The organism is Bradyrhizobium nanningense (assembly GCF_004114535.1).
Classification (GTDB): domain Bacteria; phylum Pseudomonadota; class Alphaproteobacteria; order Rhizobiales; family Xanthobacteraceae; genus Bradyrhizobium; species Bradyrhizobium nanningense.
This window is the reverse complement of sequence record NZ_LBJC01000024.1, coordinates 465,029-480,144: the sequence shown is the minus strand read 5'-3', so window position 1 is coordinate 480,144 and position 15,116 is coordinate 465,029. Positions and strand designations below refer to the sequence as shown.

The 15,116-nt window shown below is 64.4% G+C and carries 15 protein-coding genes and 1 tRNA gene; 10 read left to right on the top strand and 6 right to left on the bottom strand.

Annotation, left to right across the window (positions count from 1 at the left end; all coding sequences use genetic code 11):
• Window positions 1-106: 106 nt before the first annotated feature.
• Window positions 107-511, top strand: coding sequence for a hypothetical protein (locus XH84_RS19800; protein WP_128921153.1), 405 nt, complete (start codon window positions 107-109; stop codon window positions 509-511).
• A gap of 163 nt (window positions 512-674) precedes the next feature.
• Here the strand turns inward: XH84_RS19800 and infC are convergent, their stop codons facing one another.
• A complete protein-coding gene (infC, locus tag XH84_RS19795) occupies window positions 675-1,214 on the bottom strand; it encodes a translation initiation factor IF-3 (protein ID WP_085969949.1) in 540 nt (179 codons plus the stop codon).
• Window positions 1,215-1,463: 249 nt separating this feature from the next.
• Here infC and XH84_RS19790 point away from each other — a divergent pair, with 249 nt between their 5' ends.
• A complete protein-coding gene (locus XH84_RS19790; RefSeq protein WP_128921154.1) occupies window positions 1,464-2,285 on the top strand; it encodes an alpha/beta hydrolase in 822 nt (273 codons plus the stop codon).
• Between the two features lie 144 nt (window positions 2,286-2,429).
• Window positions 2,430-2,897, top strand: coding sequence for a nuclear transport factor 2 family protein (locus XH84_RS19785; protein ID WP_128921155.1), 468 nt, complete (start codon window positions 2,430-2,432; stop codon window positions 2,895-2,897).
• Window positions 2,898-2,950: 53 nt separating this feature from the next.
• Here XH84_RS19785 and XH84_RS19780 read toward each other — a convergent pair whose 3' ends face one another.
• From XH84_RS19780 to XH84_RS19765, 3 genes are all read right to left on the bottom strand, one after another.
• Window positions 2,951-3,748 carry an acyl-CoA thioesterase domain-containing protein gene (locus XH84_RS19780; protein WP_128921156.1) on the bottom strand — a complete coding sequence of 266 codons (798 nt, stop codon included), beginning with the start codon at window positions 3,746-3,748 and terminating at the stop codon, window positions 2,951-2,953.
• A 199-nt stretch (window positions 3,749-3,947) separates the two neighbouring features.
• On the bottom strand, window positions 3,948-5,123 hold the full coding sequence (gene queG, locus XH84_RS19770; RefSeq protein WP_128921158.1) for a tRNA epoxyqueuosine(34) reductase QueG: 1,176 nt from the start codon (window positions 5,121-5,123) through the stop codon (window positions 3,948-3,950).
• Window positions 5,072-5,764 (bottom strand): glutathione S-transferase family protein, encoded by a 693-nt coding sequence (locus XH84_RS19765; protein WP_128921159.1) that lies wholly within the window; start codon window positions 5,762-5,764, stop codon window positions 5,072-5,074. The genes queG and XH84_RS19765 overlap by 52 nt, the downstream gene beginning before the upstream one ends.
• A gap of 169 nt (window positions 5,765-5,933) precedes the next feature.
• On the opposite strand from XH84_RS19765, the gene XH84_RS19760 reads away from it, so the two are divergent.
• A complete protein-coding gene (locus XH84_RS19760) occupies window positions 5,934-6,740 on the top strand; it encodes an undecaprenyl-diphosphate phosphatase (protein ID WP_128921160.1) in 807 nt (268 codons plus the stop codon).
• A gap of 144 nt (window positions 6,741-6,884) precedes the next feature.
• Here XH84_RS19760 and XH84_RS19755 read toward each other — a convergent pair whose 3' ends face one another.
• Entirely contained in the window at window positions 6,885-7,850 is a 966-nt protein-coding gene (locus XH84_RS19755) for a complex I NDUFA9 subunit family protein (protein ID WP_128921161.1), read from the bottom strand.
• A gap of 151 nt (window positions 7,851-8,001) precedes the next feature.
• On the opposite strand from XH84_RS19755, the gene XH84_RS19750 reads away from it, so the two are divergent.
• Window positions 8,002-8,088 (top strand) — tRNA-Leu (locus XH84_RS19750).
• Window positions 8,089-8,209: 121 nt separating this feature from the next.
• Here the strand turns inward: XH84_RS19750 and XH84_RS19745 are convergent.
• Window positions 8,210-9,481 carry an MFS transporter gene (locus XH84_RS19745; protein ID WP_128921162.1) on the bottom strand — a complete coding sequence of 424 codons (1,272 nt, stop codon included), beginning with the start codon at window positions 9,479-9,481 and terminating at the stop codon, window positions 8,210-8,212.
• Window positions 9,482-9,752: 271 nt separating this feature from the next.
• Between XH84_RS19745 and XH84_RS19740 the strand changes: the two genes are divergently transcribed.
• From XH84_RS19740 to rpoN, 5 genes are all read left to right on the top strand, one after another.
• Window positions 9,753-10,367 (top strand): ribonuclease D, encoded by a 615-nt coding sequence (locus XH84_RS19740; protein WP_128921163.1) that lies wholly within the window; start codon window positions 9,753-9,755, stop codon window positions 10,365-10,367.
• Window positions 10,368-10,538: 171 nt separating this feature from the next.
• A complete protein-coding gene (lptC, locus tag XH84_RS19735; protein WP_128921164.1) occupies window positions 10,539-11,279 on the top strand; it encodes an LPS export ABC transporter periplasmic protein LptC in 741 nt (246 codons plus the stop codon).
• A complete protein-coding gene (locus XH84_RS19730; protein ID WP_128921165.1) occupies window positions 11,276-12,013 on the top strand; it encodes an LptA/OstA family protein in 738 nt (245 codons plus the stop codon). Before lptC ends, XH84_RS19730 begins: the two co-directional genes overlap by 4 nt.
• Before the next feature lie 222 nt (window positions 12,014-12,235).
• Complete coding sequence (gene lptB, locus XH84_RS19725; RefSeq protein WP_128921166.1) at window positions 12,236-13,243, top strand: LPS export ABC transporter ATP-binding protein; 1,008 nt, start codon at window positions 12,236-12,238, stop codon at window positions 13,241-13,243.
• A 90-nt stretch (window positions 13,244-13,333) separates the two neighbouring features.
• On the top strand, window positions 13,334-14,962 hold the full coding sequence (rpoN, locus tag XH84_RS19720) for an RNA polymerase factor sigma-54 (RefSeq protein WP_128921167.1): 1,629 nt from the start codon (window positions 13,334-13,336) through the stop codon (window positions 14,960-14,962).
• Window positions 14,963-15,116 lie beyond the last annotated feature (154 nt).

Here is a 15,116-nt window from a genome sequence, read left to right as displayed (position 1 = left end):
GCCAATTGGCAACGATGAACCGATGGAACTCGGTCCGCGACTATCCGGAATTGCGCCTCTCATGTCCAAGTTCACGTCCAAGTCTGTCGCCTGGAGCAGGACCAAAATGGCTCGTTTTTCCCAATCGCTTTCGTCTTTGACCGGTTTCGCTCGCCTGCGCCATCTGGCGCTATTCGCCGTGCTCGCCACGGCCGCGCTGCCATCGACGGCCGATGCCCGCGTCGGCAGCTATGACGGCATCTGGAATGTCACCTTTGCCACCACACGGGGCAATTGCAGCTCCGGCTACAGCGTGCCGTTCACCGTCACCGGTAGCCGGGTCTCGTCCGCCGGCGGGGGCCGGGTCTCCGGCAGGGTCAATAGCGGCGGCGCTGTCGCGGTCCAGGTCTCGGTCGGCGCCTCCCATGCCAGCGGCGGCGGCCGGCTCGCCGGCGTAAACGGCGCCGGCTCGTGGAAGGGCATCATTTCCGGCGACCCCTGCAGCGGCACCTGGCAGGCGACGCGGAGCTAGCTGTCGCCAAGCGGCCGGTGCGCTCCCTCCCCCGCTTGCCGGGAGGGTTGGGGAGAGGTGCAGCGGCGCTCGTGGCAGCACTCTTGGCAAAGTCAACAAACAAAACGGCCCGCCGGAGATCCGGACGGGCCGTTGAACTTCTTAATGTCCTAACGAGCCGCTATCAGCGCGGCGCCAGCACCATGACGACCTGGCGGCCTTCGAAGCGCGCGTCCTGCTCCACCTTGGCGAGCTCGGCCACGTCGGTCTTGATCTTGTCCAGAAGCTTGGTGCCGATCTCCTGGTGCGCCATTTCGCGGCCACGATAGCGCAGCGTGATCTTGACCTTGTCGCCCTCTTCGAAGAACCGCTGCATCGCGCGCATCTTCACGTCGTAATCGTGGTCGTCGATCATCGGGCGGAGCTTGATCTCCTTGATCTCGACGGTCTTCTGCCGCTTGCGGGCTTCGGCGGCTTTCTTCTGTGCCGAATACTTGTACTTCCCGTAGTCCATGATCTTGCAGACGGGAGGGCTGACATTCGGCGAAATCTCGACCAGATCCATGCCAGCTTCCTGGGCCATCTTGATGGCCAAGACCGTCTCGACCGTGCCCTTATTGTCACCGGTCTGATCGATCAGCTGGATCTGCGCGTTGCGGATATCATCATTGATGCGCGGCCCGTCTTTGCTGGCAGCGGGCGGAGCTTTATTAGGACGGCGAATGGGTGGTTCTCCAAAGTTGTGAAAGAAGCGGCTATCTTGAAGGAAGATGCGGTTGCCGGCAAGCAAGTCGCTCGTGCGGCAAGTGAAAAACCCTCAAATGCGAGGCATTTTGGTCACGCCTGGGCACGGTGCTCGACATAGACACCTTGCATCTGTTCCGCAAGCGTCCCAAAGGGCCAATGCCGCGTCCGATTGCGTCGCAGGAGGCACCCCGGACAGCTCAAACCGCACAGCCAGAGTAAACGTTCCATGACCGATGCAATTCCCGATGCCGTGCTCGACTTCATCGATGTGGGCGAGGGGCCGTCCGCACGCAGGATCGCGGTGCGCCACCGTCCCGGGAACGGACCTGGCCTGATCTGGCTGGGCGGATTCAAGTCGGACATGCAGGGCGGCAAGGCCGTGGCGCTGGACGGCTGGGCCCGGGATCACGGCCGCGCCATGGTCCGGTTCGACTATTCCGGTCACGGCGAATCCGGCGGCGATTTCGCCGACGGAACCATCGGCAGCTGGCTCGAAGACAGCATTGCGGTGTTCGAACGCTTCTGCGACGGCCCGCAGGTTCTGATCGGCTCGTCCATGGGCGGCTGGATGGCGCTGTTGCTCGCGCGCGAGATCAAGAAGCGGCAAGAGAAAGAAGAGAAACAAGAAGAGAAACAACAAGCCAAGGCCGCGCTTGCGGGGCTCGTGCTGATCGCCCCGGCGCCCGATTTTACCGAAGAGCTGATGTGGAAAAATTTCTCGCCCGCCGTGAAGCAGGAGATCGAGACCAAGGGTGTCTGGATGCGGCCGTCGGATTATGGCGATGGCTCGCCCTATCCGATCACGCGGAACCTGATCGAGGAAGGGCGCAGCCATCTCGTGCTCGGCAGCGCCATCGATCTTGGCTGCCCGGTTCGCATCCTGCAAGGCGCGCAGGATCCCGACGTGCCCTGGCAGCACGCCTTCGCGCTGACGCATCGTCTGCCGGCCGACGACGTTGTGCTGACCATGATCCAGGACGGCGATCACCGCCTCTCCCGCCCACAGGACATTGCGCGGATTCTTGCCGCGGTCGCGGAGATCGGGTGAAGTATCTCCAAACAGGCGGTGTCATCGTCCGCGAAGGCGGACGATCCAGTACGCCGCGGCCGTTGTGATGAACTGAAGCCGCGGCGTACTGGATGCCCCGGTCAAGCCGGGGCATGACGGAGAACGAGGGAAGGAGAAACGCCAATGACAGACACCGCCATGCTGCGCGCCTTCTGCGACGCCGTCGAGCAGCGCAACGGCCGTGCCTTCGCCGAATTGTTCACCGCGGACGGCGTCTATCACGACGTTTTCTACGGCGCCTTCGCAGGTCGCGAGAACATCGCCGCGATGATCGACGATTGGTTCTATCGCACGGCGACGGACTTCCGCTGGGACATGCATGACCCCGTCACCGACGGCACCACGCTCTATGCGCGCTACACCTTCAGCTATCGCTCGACGCTACCGGAAGCGGACGGCGCGCGGGCGATGTTCGAAGGCGTCGCGATCATGACGCTTCGCGAGGGGCAGATCGTCAGCTATCGCGAGGTCGCCAACACGGCGCCGGCATTCGTCGATCTGAAGTTCGCGCCGGAAAGAATCACGAAGATCGTCGCCAAGCAGGGCGCCGAGCTGAAGGCGCGACCGGAGATGCAGCGGCATCTCACCTAGCCGTCATTCCAGGGCGCGCGCCAAGTGGCGCGCCCCGGAATGACGGGGAGACCCTACCGCTTCGACGGATTCGCCATCGGCTTGCGCTGCGCCAGCGCGGCGACCGTCGCGGTGCCGATCGGGCCCGCTTCGTCGTAGAGCCAGCATTCGCCGATCGCCACGCCATCGGTAGCGTGATGGTTCACCACCTCGAAACCGATCCATTTCGTCACCGGAAGGCGGTGCAGATAGATCGTGACGTCGCTGTTGATGTAGCCGAGCCCGTTGTCGCCGGCGTTGGCAAAGGGGCTGGCGAAATCGGCGCCGGTGGCGACATGGACGAACGGCGTCATCGGCACGCCGGCGACGAGCTCGCGCACCTCGCTCATCCACAGCCGTCGCGGCCCGAGCGAGCCCATGTGTCCGACGATGGGGCGCGTCGTCCATTTGCCGTGCATGCCGAGCCTGGGATCGGTTGGCTTCGGAATGTCGTCCGGCTTGGGCACGTCCCAGTTCGGCGGCGACCAGACATTGCCATCGGCATTCTGCGTCTTGCGCAGCAGCTGGCAGGAGGCGCGCGCCATGCTGACGCCGCCGGAGACGAACTCCGCCTCGACCACGCGGATGCGCAAACCGTCGCGCACCAGGCGCGTCGTCACTTGAATCGGCTTGTCGATGGTCGGCAGCCGAAACATGTCGACGGTGAGCCGCGCCGGCACGAAGTCGGGGCCGGAATGGCGCTCCTCGATGGCAAAGCCGAGCAGGCCGACGATGACGCGGCCGTGCAGCGATTTCGGATCCCACGGGCCGTTGGCCACTTCCGTCGGATGGAATGCATCGCTGTCGCGGGTGAAGAAAGGCATATTTGTCATGCGCGCGACTTTGCGGGAACAGGTGAGGAAATCAAGTGTGGGTGTCGCATGAGGGTCGGGTGCGCGCCGCTCAAGCCACAACAACCGCTGTCATCGCCCGACTTGATCGGGCGATCCAGTACTCCGAGACGGCAGTGATTGAGTCGAGAAGCCGCGGCGTACTGGATGCCCCGGTCAAGCCGGGGCATGACACCGAGAGTTAGGAGGCGGCGCGCCACTCCTCACGCACGCTATCGTCGGACTCTCCGCTCAACGCAGCGCTCTTCATCGCCGCAAGCTCCTCCTTCGACATCAACTGCGCGAGCGCCCACACCGCAGCTCCGCGCACCAGCGGGCTCGCATCCTGCAGCAATCGCCGCGCCTCCGCAGCCAGCGCCACCTCCCCGGAGTTGCCAATCGCGATCAGCACGTTGCGCACAAAACGATCGCGGCCGATGCGTTTCACGGGCGACTTCGTGAACAGCGCCCGAAACGCCGCGTCGTCGAGCCGTGCCAGTTCAGCGAGATTAGGCGCGCGCAATTCGTCACGCGCGGCGAGCTTGGCCTCGCGTCCCTCCTGCGCGAACTTGTTCCAGGGGCAGGCGGCGAGACAATCATCGCAGCCATAGATGCGATTGCCGATGGCTTTGCGGAATTCGCGCGGGATCGGTCCCTTGTTCTCGATGGTGAGATAGGAGATGCAGCGCCGCGCATCGAGCTTATAGGGTGCGGGGAAGGCCGCGGTCGGGCAGATGTCGAGGCAGGCCTGGCACGTGCCGCAATGATCGATCTCGGTTTCATCGCGCGGCAGCTCCAGCGTGGTATAGATCGCGCCGAGGAACAGCCAGGAGCCGAATTCGCGCGAGACGAGATTGGTATGCTTGCCCTGCCAGCCGAGACCGGCGGTCTGCGCCAGCGGCTTCTCCATCACGGCCGCAGTGTCGACGAACACCTTCACGTCCGACGGCGCGGTCGCGACCAGCCAGCGCGCCAGCGCCTTCAGCCGCTTCTTGATGAGGTCGTGATAGTCGTCGCCCTGCGCATAGACCGAGATCGCCGCACGGGTGCGCTGCTTCAGGACCGCGAGCGGATCCTGGTCGGGACCGTAATTGACGCCGAGCATGATGACGCTGCGCACGTCGCTCCACAGCCCGCGCGGATCGACGCGACGCTCCGGCTGCGCGGCGAGCCAGTCCATGTCGCCATGACCGCCCGAGGCGATGAATTCGAGAAAGTATCTCCCGGCGTTCTCGATCGTGCCTGGTGCGGTGATGCCGATGCAGTCGAAGCCGAGCGCACGCGCTTCGCGTGCGAGCGCCGTCTTCAGTTCGGTCGGATCAGAGCTCAGAAATCCAGGTCCACGTAGGTCCGCGACGCCGGCACGCCGGCCAGCCATTCGCTCAGCAGCGGACGGAACGACGGGCGGGACTTCACCCGCGCGTACCACGCCTTTGCTGCGTCGTCCTCGCTCCATGGCACGTCGCCCAGATAGTCGATCGCCGAAAGATGCGCCGCGGCGGCGAGGTCCGCGTAAGTGAGCCGGTCGCCGGCGAGGAAATTACGCGTCTGCGCCAGCCAGCCGATATAGGCCAGATGATAGCGCACATTGGCCTTCGCGGCGCGCATCACGTCGGCGGAAGGCGCACCCCCGCCGTTCTCCTCGCTCATGAAGCGCTTGTAGATGCGCTCGGTGACGAGAGGATGCGAGACCTCCTCGAAGAACTTTTCGTTGAACCAGGCCATCAACCGGCGCACCTCGACGCGCTCGGAAATCGTCTCCGGCATCAGGCGCTTGGGTCCCATCTCGGCGCCATAGGCCTCATCGACATATTCGGCGATGATCGCCGCGCCCGGGACAGGCGGCTGCTCGTCGTCCACCATGACAGGCGTCGTACCGGCCGCATTGAGCAGCAGAAACGCCTCGCGCCGTTCCCAGCTGCGCTCCTCCACCAGTTTCAGGTCGAGCCCGTATTCGCCCGCGATCAGGCGGATGAAGCGCGAATGCGGACAGAACGGATGATGAAACAGCGTAAACATGAAGCCTTTGACTATTTGATGGTGCTTAAGAATCCATCAATGTTTGTGCGGCGCCACACTAGTCCTTCAAAACCGCGAGGCAAGGGCGTGATTTCGCATTTTGCGATTGCGGCATGGGGGCGAATAGGCGAGAAGAGCCCCGCTTTTCAAGCCGAAATGGACCGTAAATATGTCAGACGCAATACGGGCAGTGATCCTCGGCATCATCGAGGGTGTGACCGAGTTCCTTCCCGTGTCCTCGACCGGCCATTTGCTGCTCGCGGAGCGCTTCTTCCATCTCGGTGAAGGCGCCTTCTGGGATTCGTTTACGGTTCTGATTCAGCTGGGCGCGATCCTCGCGATCGTCGGCCTTTATTTCAAGAAGCTGTGGGACGTCGTGATCGGCTTCTTCACCGGCGACACCTATTCGCGCCGCTTCGTGATCGGCGTGCTGGTGGCGTTCCTGCCCGCTGTCGTCGTCGGCCTGGTCGCCGGCAAATACATCAAGAGCGTGCTGTTCAATCCGTGGGTCGTCTGCTTCACGCTGATCGTCGGCGGCGCCATCCTGCTCTGGGTCGACAAGCTCGATCTCAAGCCGCGCGAGCATGACGCCACCCGGTTTCCGCTGCTGATGTATCTCTATATCGGCATCGCGCAGTGCGTGGCGATGATCCCGGGCGTGTCGCGTTCCGGTGCCAGCATCGTCGCCGCGATGTTCTTGGGCGCCGACAAGCGCGCGGCGGCGGAGTTCTCGTTCTTCCTCGCCATCCCCACCATGATCGGCGCGTTCGCCTACGACTTCTACAAGAACCGCTCCGAGATGACGACGGACCATATGGGCATCGTCGCGATCGGTTTCGTGGTGTCGTTCGTCACCGCGATCATCGTGGTCAAGACGTTCCTGGAATACGTCACCCGGCACGGCTTCGTGGTGTTCGCCTGGTGGCGCGTCATCGTCGGCACGCTCGGCCTGATCGCGCTGGCGCTGGGCCGGTAGGCTCGAAGTTCAGGTAACAGCAGTCTCGACGTTGAAGCTCGTCATGCCCGGCCTTGTGCCGGGCATCCACGTTCTTGGCGGCTGCGCGAGAAAGACGTGGATGGCCGGGTCAGGCCCGGCCATGACGACGGAGAGAACGACCCCTCACGCGCTCTTGCGCTGGAACTGCCCGGCGGCGCGGAAGCGCCAGAGATATTGCGGGGCGATCGCTTCCAGCGAGTCGGCGGCGATGCCGAGCCCTTCCAGCGTCAGGCCGGCGGCTTTCGCCGCGTCCGACACGACATTGTCGCGCTCCAGCAGCGTGACCTGGTCCGGCGTCAGCTTGAACGCGCCGGGTGCGAATTGCAGGAAGCTGGCCTTGAAGCGGGCGAGGCCGAACGGCAGCGGCACCAGCATCCGCTTGCGGTCGGTGATCTCGAGAATGGTCTCGATGATCTCGCGCATGGTCAGCACTTCCGGCCCGCCGAGCTCGTAAGTCGCGCCCGCCTTGGCCTTGCCGTCGACGGCGTCCGCGATCGCGGTGGCGACGTCGCCGACATAGACCGGCTGCATCTTCGTCTCGCCGCCGATCAGCGGCAGCACCGGCGACATCCGGGCCAGCGCGGCAAAGCGGTTGGTGAACTGGTCCTCGGGGCCGAACATCACGGAGGGGCGGAAGATCGTGGCCGAGGGCACCGCGGCCAATACCGCGGCTTCGCCGGCCGCCTTGGCCCTGGCATAGCGCGAGGGAGACTCGGCGTCGGCCCCGATCGCCGAAACATGCACCAGGCCGGCCCCTGCCGCGGCAGCGGCCTTGGCGACCGTTTCGGCGCCCCTGGCCTGCACGGCGTCGAAGGTCTGCGCGCCGCTCTCGGCGAGGACGCCGACCAGATTGATCACGACATGCGAATCGCGCAGCGCCGCCTCGACCGAGGCCGGATAGCGCAGGTTCGCCTGGACAACGTGGACCTGCCCGACCCTGCCGGAGGGCTGGAGGTACCCGGCCAGCTCCGGCCGCCGCACCGCAACCCGGACCCGGTAATCGCGCTTGCACAAGGCACGGACGACATTCCGGCCCAAAAATCCCGATCCGCCGAAAATCGTGACGAGCGTGTCCAGATTCGATGCCATGGGAGCCATTCCTGCGGAAAAGAGTGCGTCTTGTCAGGCTTGTATCGGGCCGGTTTGCGATGCGCAATCGGCATCCCGAACCGCCCTTCAAGCATGAATTGACAACGGCGTCACCGAACCGTAGTAACCGCCTCCGTGCCCCAAACGGCATGCCCAGGTGGTGGAATTGGTAGACGCGCTGGCTTCAGGTGCCAGTGGCTTAACGGCCGTGAAGGTTCGAGTCCTTTCCTGGGCACCATTTAGCGGGATCTGGTCCCCGAACAGGGCTGCTTCTCGCTGAAGCTGGTCAGGGGCGGCGGTCCCTACGTCGCCGTCGCAACGGTCCCCTGGTACGCCAAATTGCCCCGCCAAGGCCCCCCTCACACCACCCGCTTCCCCGCCCGCTCCGCCACCGCCTTCTGCACAAAATACATCGCCACCAGCGAGATGATTGACGTCGCGACGACGACGTAGCCGATCCGGTCGAAATGGATCAGCGAGCCGTCCGGCGCCTGCGCGATGATGGCGGAGGCGAGCACCGAGCCGAGGCCGCCGGAGAGCTGCTGAAGCGAGGCGCTGATCGCGCTGAACGAGCCGCGCTGGTCGGGATCGGGAATCGCCGACATCAGCGCCTGCGACGGGATCATGCGCGAGAAGATGCCGACGAACATCAGCACGTTGACGAGGATCGCGGTCGCGAGCGCAACGTGGCCGAGATGGGTGTAGATCAGCACCATGATCACGGTCATCACGCAGCCGAACACGAAGGTCGGATATTTGCCGAACGCGTCGGCCGCGCGGCCGACCAGCGGCCCCGTGACGATGCTGAACAGGCCGGAGACGAGATAGATCGTCGGCAGATGCGTGATGTCGATGCCGAGATTGTGCACCGTGAAGGCGCTCGAGAACGGCATCAGCATGTATCCGCCTGTCGCCAGCAGCGTCGTGACTGCGAAGGCCAGCGTATAGCGTGGCTGCGCGATCGTCGCGATCAGATGGTGGAACGGGTTTCTGTCCTGCTTCAGCTTCAGATGCGCATCGACCGGCTCCATGGCGAAGGCGATGATGGCGATCGCGGCGATCGACACGATGACGATCGCGATGAAGCAGACATGCCAGCTCCAGTGATTGGCGAGAAACAGCCCGGCGGGAATGCCGAGCACCTGGCTCGCGGCGAACGCCGTCTGGATGTATCCCATCACGCGGCCGCGCATCTGCAGCGGGAACAGATCGGTGACGATGGCGAGCACCACCGAGCCGATCACGCCGCCGAACAATCCGGTCACGATCCGGCCCATGAGCAGCACATGGTAGTTCGGCGCAGCCGCGCACAGCGCGGTGCCGAGCGTGAAGCCCACATAGAAGAACAGCAGCAGGCGCTTGCGGTCGAAGCGATCGGCAAAGCCGGCGGCCAGCACGCCCGAAATGGCCGCACTGAACGCGTAGGCCGACACCGCGACGCCGAATTGCCCGGCCGTGATGTCGAGCGCGGGCATCAGGATGGCGCCGAGCGGCGACATGATGATGAAGTCGAGGATGATCGTGAACTGCGTGAACGCGAGCAGCGCGATGAGAAGCGCCTGGTAGCGCGAAAAGCCGCGCCGGCGTTCCGATGAATCGTCGATAGCCGCAGCGAGCGTCTGTTCGGTCATGTTCACCTGTTTGATGGCGAGGGGGAGGAAGCGCGCAAAACTGGCAGATGGGGGCGGCCGGGGCGATGTCCACAGGGCGCATGGCACAGATTGCGCTGGAATATGAAGCCGGGGCCGGGTTGTGGGATTAGGGCAACAGCCCGCCGGCCAACGCGCCGCCCACCCCCGCGCAACCTTGCTTGCGCGGCCCGCCAGCAATGGCTACATCGCCGGCAATCCGAATTAGCTATTGTGCCGACGCAACCGATTCGACCCGAGGTTTTGAAACGCCATGACCGTACGCCTGCACCGCGGCGACCTGCCCGACCTCACGCGCTACACCACAGCGGTGGCGATCGACACCGAGACCATGGGGCTGAACCCGCACCGTGACCGGCTCTGCGTGGTGCAGCTCTCGCCCGGCGACGGCAGCGCCGACGTAGTGCAGATCCCCAAGGGGCACACCGACGCGCCGAACCTGAAGGCGCTGCTGGCCAATCCCGCCATCACAAAAATCTTCCACTTCGCGCGGTTCGACGTCGCGGTGCTGTACCAGACCTTTGGCGTCATGACCGGGCCGATCTACTGCACCAAGATCGCCTCCCGTCTGACCCGCACCTATACCGACCGCCATGGCCTGAAGGATCTCGTGCGCGAGGTGCTCAATGTCGACCTCTCCAAGCAGCAGCAGTCCAGCGACTGGGGCTCCGACAGCCTGACCGAGCCGCAGCTCGCCTACGCCGCCTCGGACGTGCTGCACCTGCATGGCTTGCGCGAACGGTTAGATGCCATGCTGGTCCGGGAGGGTCGCTCAGCGCTCGCCAAGGCCTGTTTCGACTTCCTGCCGACCCGTGCCCTGCTCGACCTCCAGGGCTGGGCGGAAGAGGACATTTTCGCGCATTCCTGAGCCCTCGACAGCCGGTTAGACTCTGGACTGCGCCCCGTTTCGGACACTTTCCTGCGGCCTGTCCAGGCCTGTTATGTCCAAGGCTTATGTCCAAGGCTGCATATTGCGGCGGTGACGGGTACAATGGGGCGCCCTCGACCCGGCTTGGCGAGCGACACCTCAGGAGCTCAGGTGAATTCGGCCCATAATCCCACCTACGACGCCGCGCTTGCGGCGAAGTTTGCCAGTGCGGCGCGCCACAGCCGTCTGGTGCGGATTCTGCGGGTTTGGGTCCCCGCGACCGTGGTCGTGGCCATGGCCGTGATCATCTACATCGCGTTCTTCAACAAATTCCGGATTCCGGAGCTGCCGCTCACGGTCGAAAACATGGTGGTGTCGGGCACCAAGATCACGATGGAATCGCCGCATCTGGCCGGCTTCACCCCGGACCAGCGGCCCTACGAGCTCTGGGCCAAGACCGCGACGCAGGACATCACCGACCCTGACCATGTCGATCTCAACGACCTGCGCGCGAAAGTGTTGATGGAGGATCAATCCACCCTGTACCTCGATGCCCGCACCGGCCGCTTCGACAACAAGCAGCAGCAGCTAGACCTGCACAAGGATATCTTCCTGCGCACCTCCACCGGCTATGAGGCGCGGCTGAACTCGGCCTTCGTCGACATGAACAAGGGCACGGTCTCCTCGGACGAGCGTGTCGACGTCAAGCTGACCAACGGCACGCTGACCGCGGATCGCTTGCGAATTACAGAAGGCGGCGACGTCATTCGCTTCGAAGGCAACGTGGTGATGCATCTGGATAAGCTGGACGAGCCCGCCGCCGCACAGCCTGCGGCGGTCGAGCCTGCACCTGCGCCGCCACCGCCGGCGAAGACACGTACGCCTCAGAACAAGTCTGCCAACTCAAGATGATTTTCATGACCAGGATCTTTTCGCGCAACGACGACAAGCGGTGCGCCATCGTCAGCGTGGCTGCACTTGCAGTCGGCATCGCGCTGGTCGCCACAGGTGCGGCCATCGCGCAGAGCGCGATGCAGGGCGTGCCCAACGCGATGCAGGGCTTTTCGCAGAACCGCGACCAGCCGATCCAGATCGAGGCCGCCTCGCTCGAGATGCGCGACAAGAAGAAGGAGGCGACCTTTGCCGGCAACGTCAAGGTCATCCAGGGCGACACCACCATGACCTCGAAGACGCTGGTAGTGTTCTACGAGTCCGGCGGCGACAAGCCCGCCACGCCGCAGCCCGCGCCCGCAAAGGGCGCGAAGTCCGCGCCGATGCAGTCGGCCACGCCCGGTCCCGGCGGCAGCTCCTCGATCAAGCGGCTGGAGGCGCGCGGCAACGTCGTGGTCACCCAGAAAGACCAGGTGGTGACCGGCGACACCGCCGTGTTCGACACCAAGACCAATCTCATCACCATGCTCGGTGGTTCCGGCCAGGTGGTCCTGACGCAGTGCAAGAACGTGCTGCGCGGCGACCGTTTGATGGTCGACATGACGACAGGCGTGTCGCGGGTGGAATCCGACAATGGCCGGGTTCAAGCCCTGCTGCCGCAGGGCGGCGGCAGCGATTGCGGCCAGGGAGGACAAGGCGGCAAGCCCGGCGGAGCGCCGCCTCTGCAATTGCCCGGCGCAAGTAAACCGAAATAAATTCAACGGCTTGGTTCGGATGCTCCCGAACCGAGGTTGAAGCTTGGCCGGCGAGACTGTATCTAGCGCACAGGGCTTTCGAAGCGGGGTCCGCCGCTTTTCGGGCGTGTTTCACTGGGCATGAGACATCCCTTCACTCATGCTGCATCGGCGAATCGAACGGCCGGTGCGGCAGATCGCGCGAATGCGCGCAGGATCGTCGCGAAAGGCTAGAAGGCGGGGATGGTCGATCTCTTCAGCATGTTCCGTCGGCGCCCCGCCAAGCGCGGCCGGCCAGGATTTGCGCGTCAGGACATCACCGCGCTCGGTGACAGTGTCGGCGGGCTCGTGACCAGCCCGATCCGCGACGCACCGCCGATCGCCCGCGACCAGGTGCGTGCGCCCGATCAGTATCAGGGCGACTATCAAGCCGACTATCAAGCCGAGCCGCCGCGTGTGCAGGCCGTTCATCCCCTCAGGAACGCCGCCAAATCGAATGGCACGGGCGGGCCTCAGCTCCTGAAGCGGCCGGGTTTCCTGGCTGTGCATAGCGTGGAAAAGGCCTTCGGCAGCCGCCAGGTGGTGCGTGGCGTCAGCATCTATGTGCGCCGCGGCGAAGCGGTCGGCCTGCTCGGCCCGAACGGCGCCGGCAAGACCACCGTGTTCTACATGATCACCGGCCTGATCAAGGCCGATCGCGGTGCGATCGAGCTCGACGGCCACGACGTCACTCAGCTGCCGATGTATCAGCGCGCGCGGCTCGGCATCGGCTATCTGCCGCAGGAAGCCTCGATCTTCCGCGGCCTCACCGTCGAGCAGAACATCCGTGCCGTGCTCGAAGTGGTCGAGCCCTCGCGCAAGAAGCGCGAGCAGCAGCTCGACTCGCTGCTCGACGAGTTCAACATCACGCGGCTGCGCAAATCGCCGTCGATCGCGTTGTCCGGCGGTGAGCGCCGCCGCGTCGAGATCGCGCGTGCGCTGGCGACGCGGCCGAACTACATGCTGCTCGACGAGCCCTTCGCCGGCATCGACCCGATCGCGGTCGGCGACATCCAGGACCTCGTCCGCCACCTCACCAATCGCGGCATCGGCGTGCTCATCACCGACCACAATGTGCGCGAGACGCTCGGCCTCACCGATCGCGCCTATATCGTCTATGCCGGGGAAATCCTGACTGAGGGGAGCCCGGATCAGATCGTCGCCGATCCGGACGTGCGCCGCCTTTATCTTGGCGAGGAATTCCGCCTCTAGCCCGTTTTTGCGTTTCGTCAAGACATGTACATCGGGCTTGGACTAGGATAAGCAAAAATCGGACCAATTTTTGGGAACGGTTCTTGCTTCATGGCGCTCACGCAGAGATTAGAGTTCCGGCAATCGCAGTCGCTGGTGATGACGCCGCAGCTGATGCAGGCGATCAAGCTGCTGCAATTGTCCAATCTCGATCTCACGACGTTCGTGGAAGAGGAGCTCGAGCGGAACCCCCTGCTGGAACGGGCCAATGACGAGGCCCCCGCGGGCGAGACCCCCCCTGATGCCGGCCAGTACGGTGGCGACGAGTCCGGCGGCCAAGGAGAAGGTCAAGGCGACGATGGCTTTGGCGGCAGCGCGGAGGCCTTCGAGCCGGGCCAGGAAGAATGGATGAGCAAGGATCTCGGCACCCGCGCCGAGATCGAGCAGACCCTGGACACGGGCCTCGACAACGTCTTCTCCGAGGAGCCGGCCGAGGCAGCTGCGCGCAACGCCCAGGACGCCGCGCCCACCACCTACACCGAATGGGGCGGCGGCGCCTCCAGCGACGAGGACTACAATCTCGAAGCCTTCGTGGCCGCGGAGATGACACTCTCGGACCATCTCGCCGAGCAGCTCTCGGTGGCCTTCACCGCGCCTGCGCAGCGCATGATCGGCCAGTACCTGATCGACCTCGTCGACGAGGCCGGCTATCTGCCGCCCGATCTCGGCCAGGCCGCCGAGCGTCTTGGCGCATCGCAAGCCGACGTCGAGGGCGTCCTCGCCGTGCTGCAAAAATTCGATCCCCCCGGCATCTGCGCGCGCTCCTTAAGCGAATGCCTCGCGATCCAGCTCCGCGAGCTCGACCGCTACGACCCCGCGATGCAGGCTCTCGTCGAACATCTCGATCTCCTCGCCAAGCGCGACATCGTCGCCCTGCGCAAGATCTGCGGCGTCGACGATGAGGACATCGCCGACATGATCGGTGAGATCCGCCGCCTCAATCCCAAGCCCGGCATGAAATTCGGCTCGGCGCGTCTGCAGGCCATGGTGCCCGACGTCTATGTCCGCCCGGGTCCCGACGGCGGCTGGCATGTCGAACTCAACAGCGACACCTTGCCGCGCGTGCTGGTCAACCAGACCTACTATTCCGAGCTGTCGAAGAAGATCGGCAAGGACGGCGACAAGTCCTATTTCACCGACGCGTTGCAGAACGCGACCTGGCTGGTGCGCGCGCTCGACCAGCGCGCCCGCACCATCCTGAAAGTTGCAACCGAGATCGTGCGCCAGCAGGACGGCTTCTTCACCCACGGCGTGGCGCATTTGCGACCGCTCAATCTGAAGGCCGTCGCCGACGCCATCCAGATGCATGAATCCACGGTGTCGCGCGTCACCGCCAACAAATACATGGCGACCAATCGCGGCACGTTCGAGCTGAAATATTTCTTCACGGCCTCGATCGCCTCGGCCGACGGCGGCGAGGCGCATTCCGCCGAAGCCGTGCGCCACCACATCAAGCAGCTGATCGATTCGGAAGTGCCTAGCGCGATCCTGTCGGACGACACCATCGTGGAACGCTTGCGCGCCTCGGGCATTGATATTGCCCGCCGCACGGTCGCGAAGTACCGCGAAGCCATGCGCATTCCTTCCTCGGTGCAACGCCGCCGCGACAAGCAGAGCGCCCTTGGTAACGTCCTCTCCACCGCCTTGTCCGATCGCTCGCGCAACCCCGAACCGGCCTGATTGCGCTGGCGCGAAATCGCGCTACTCTCGGCTCCCCTTTGCAACCGATCCAAGCACGCGCATGATCCGGAAAAGTGCACAGCGGTTTCCTCTCCCGACAAACGCGGAAAGTGTTCGTGGGGAGGTCATGCGAAGGGAACGACTTCAGCTGCGA

Excerpts from the sequence above, each read along its gene's own strand:
- XH84_RS19800 (WP_128921153.1), top strand. The coding sequence starts at position 107 with ATGGCTCGTTTTTCCCAATCGCTTTCGTCTTTGACCGGTTTCGCTCGC.
- XH84_RS19790 (WP_128921154.1), top strand. The coding sequence starts at position 1,464 with ATGACCGATGCAATTCCCGATGCCGTGCTCGACTTCATCGATGTGGGC.
- XH84_RS19785 (WP_128921155.1), top strand. The coding sequence starts at position 2,430 with ATGACAGACACCGCCATGCTGCGCGCCTTCTGCGACGCCGTCGAGCAG.
- XH84_RS19780 (WP_128921156.1), bottom strand. The coding sequence starts at position 3,748 with ATGACAAATATGCCTTTCTTCACCCGCGACAGCGATGCATTCCATCCG.
- queG (WP_128921158.1), bottom strand. The coding sequence starts at position 5,123 with ATGGCTGGCCGGCGTGCCGGCGTCGCGGACCTACGTGGACCTGGATTT.
- XH84_RS19765 (WP_128921159.1), bottom strand. The coding sequence starts at position 5,764 with ATGTTTACGCTGTTTCATCATCCGTTCTGTCCGCATTCGCGCTTCATC.
- XH84_RS19760 (WP_128921160.1), top strand. The coding sequence starts at position 5,934 with ATGTCAGACGCAATACGGGCAGTGATCCTCGGCATCATCGAGGGTGTG.
- XH84_RS19755 (WP_128921161.1), bottom strand. The coding sequence starts at position 7,850 with ATGGCATCGAATCTGGACACGCTCGTCACGATTTTCGGCGGATCGGGA.
- XH84_RS19745 (WP_128921162.1), bottom strand. The coding sequence starts at position 9,481 with ATGACCGAACAGACGCTCGCTGCGGCTATCGACGATTCATCGGAACGC.
- XH84_RS19740 (WP_128921163.1), top strand. The coding sequence starts at position 9,753 with ATGACCGTACGCCTGCACCGCGGCGACCTGCCCGACCTCACGCGCTAC.
- XH84_RS19730 (WP_128921165.1), top strand. The coding sequence starts at position 11,276 with ATGATTTTCATGACCAGGATCTTTTCGCGCAACGACGACAAGCGGTGC.
- lptB (WP_128921166.1), top strand. The coding sequence starts at position 12,236 with ATGGTCGATCTCTTCAGCATGTTCCGTCGGCGCCCCGCCAAGCGCGGC.
- rpoN (WP_128921167.1), top strand. The coding sequence starts at position 13,334 with ATGGCGCTCACGCAGAGATTAGAGTTCCGGCAATCGCAGTCGCTGGTG.